Source organism: Sinomonas sp. (assembly GCF_051955515.1).
Taxonomy (GTDB): Bacteria; Actinomycetota; Actinomycetes; order Actinomycetales; family Micrococcaceae; genus Sinomonas.
On the sequence record NZ_JBQCGQ010000313.1, the window covers coordinates 1 to 2,640 of the forward strand.

The 2,640-nt window shown below is 66.9% G+C and carries 2 protein-coding genes; both read left to right on the forward strand.

Annotated elements, in window-relative coordinates:
* Positions 1-1,482, forward strand: a 1,482-nt coding sequence (locus ACTHL9_RS18650; protein ID WP_440520755.1) for a BTAD domain-containing putative transcriptional regulator, incomplete at its 5' end; no start/stop codon positions are given.
* A gap of 65 nt (positions 1,483-1,547) precedes the next feature.
* Positions 1,548-2,552 carry a substrate-binding domain-containing protein gene (locus ACTHL9_RS18655; RefSeq protein WP_440520756.1) on the forward strand — a complete coding sequence of 335 codons (1,005 nt, stop codon included), beginning with the start codon at positions 1,548-1,550 and terminating at the stop codon, positions 2,550-2,552.
* The last annotated feature ends 88 nt before the right edge of the window (positions 2,553-2,640 follow it).

A 2,640-nucleotide genomic window follows, 5' to 3' on the forward strand; every position in this document is an offset into this window, starting at 1 on the left:
CAGCTCGAGTCGTTCGGCCGCGACGAGGTGGCGCAACTCGACGAGCTGCGACTCACGGTGCTGATGGACCGGATCGACTGCGATCTCGCCCAGGGTCGTCACGAACACGTGCTCGGCGAGCTACAGGTGCTCGTCGGCGAGCATCCGCTCCGGGAACGCCTGCGCGCCCAGCAGATGCTCGCTTTCTACCGAGCCGATCGCCAGGCGGACGCGCTCGACGCCTACCAGCAAGCTCGCCACGCCCTGCTCGACGAGCTCGGAATCGAGCCCAGCGAGTCCCTGCAAAGGCTCCAGCAGGCGATCCTCCGCCACGATCCCGCGCTGGAGGCGCCCGCTGGGACCGCAGCCGCGGACGGAGAAGTTGCGGCGCCCGCACCGGACGCCGCCCCTGCGACGTTGCCCGCACGTTCCGGTTTTCGACCGTCTGTGGTCCGGCGGCGCTATCTGGTCGCGGCCGGGCTCGCCGCTCTTGCGGCTGTTGCCGCGGCCGTGGGAATCCTTTCGACCCGAGGGAGTGGCCGCTTGCCACCCAGCAGTCCCGTCTCCGTCGTCGGCTCGGACGGCCTCGCGCTCATCAACCCGGCCACGGGCAAGCTCCTCCGCGAAGTTACGAACGGCATCAAACCTGGGCCGATCGCCCTCGTGGGCAATGCGCTTTGGATCGGCATGCGGGGTAACGCGCAGATCCAGCCGTACGACTTACGCACCGAAAGGGACACCCAACCCTTTTCGGGGGCAGGCGCCCTCGACGACATCGCGGCCGACGCGGAAGGCCATGCCTGGGTCTCCGACAAAAAACCCGTCGTCACTTGGATCGGCCACGTGACCGGCGTCACCGACCCCTACGCAACACCACGGGTGACCTCCCAGAACATCCGAGTCCCCCTTCCAGGGGCCGGGGCCGAGGCGGCCGGCGCGGGCTACCTCTGGGTGATTTCGGATCTACCCGGCCGCACGGGCAGGTCCGTGTCCCGGATCGACGTGCGCGACCGCCATCTGGCCTCGAGCATCTCCCTCGGCCGGCAGACCACTGCAATTGCCTATGGCTACGGCTCCGCCTGGATCGGCGCCTACGACCCCCAAGCTTCGATCGCGTGGCTATCGCGGGTCAGGCCCGGCTCAAAACAAGTCCAATCAGTCGAGCTCGAGACCGCGGACGGCGCCGGCCCGCTCGCCGTCGCCGTGGGAGACGGAAGCGTCTGGGTCGTCACCTCTCGCGGCAACCTCCTGCGAGTCGACCCCGAAGACCTACAGATCACCCACCGCATCCCGATGGCCGACGAGCAGCCAATGCTGCTCGCAGTCGGCGCGGGCTCCGTGTGGACCGCCAACCACCAGCGCTACTCCGTCTCCCAAGTCGACCCCGACAAGAACAAGGTGGTGCGCACCATCCCGCTTGGCAGCTACGACGCCGTCCCTTGTGGCATCGCGGCCGTACGTCACACCGTCTACGTCACCTTCGGCGAGACCACCTGCAGTTGACAGCGATGACGCCGCGTCCGAGGATAGGCGGTTGCGGGGGGGTGACGCGACCGAGCGAGGTCCGGATGATCCGAAGGACAACCGCCGCAATTGCACTCGCCCTCACGCTTGCCGCGCTCGGCGCAACCCTCCTGACAGGCTCCACGAGCGCGGCGCACCGGAGGTACACGGTCGTCTTCGTCGCGTCTATCCCCCCGTCGAGCGCGATCGGCGGCCGGGCCGCGGCCAAGGTGCTCGATATGCGTTTCATCATGGCCCCGTTCAACCTCTCCCCGCAGAGTGTGATCCGGTACTACAAGTCGATGATCGCCCGCCACGTGGACGCGATTGTCAGCGGCGGTTACGACCCCCAGCTGAAGCCGATCCTCACGAGAGTCCGGAAGGCCGGGATCCTCTCGATCTCGTCCGGCGACGACATCGCCGCGAAGCGCGACCTCTGGGTCAACTATTCGAGCACGGTCGCCTTCGCACACGCTCTCGCCGACACGCTCGCCTCCCAGATCCACGGCAAAGGTGAGTACGCGATCCTCGACGAGCGAGGTGAGTTTCCCATCGCCCATTTCTGGGCGAAGACCGTCGCCGCCTACATTCCGAGGGCCTATCCGAACATGAAGTCCGACGGACTAGTCACGGAGACCGGCGCCGGCGACCAAGCCGAGGTCGACGCAATCAAGAGCTTCATGTCCTCCCACCCGAACCTCAAAGGCCTGATCGGCATCGCTCCGACCGAGGCTTACCTGGCCGCAGAAGCCATCACCCAGTCGGGCAGGATCGGCCAGGTCTTCTCCGCCGGCAACGGCGGCTCAGACTTGAAGGGCACCCCACTGGTTGGGTGGATCCGCAGCGGTGCCATGGAGGACGTCGTCGTCGGGAACCCGATCAAGCTCGGTTACCTCACAGTCTGGGCTGCTCACTACCTGCTCACCGGCCACCACTTCCGACCCGGCGCCTACCAGGTCGGCGGCCCGATCGGCCTCGTCTACTACTACGCCAAACACCAGGAGCTGCGGCTCGGCCAGCCGCTCATCATCACCAAGAGGAACGTCGACCAGTACGCCAACAAGTTCTAGCGCCGGGCATCCCTCCGCCCACGCGCACTGAATCAGGTCAACTGGCGGAAGAGGGACGCCGTGTCCGAGCAGATCCACTCCTCGGCGA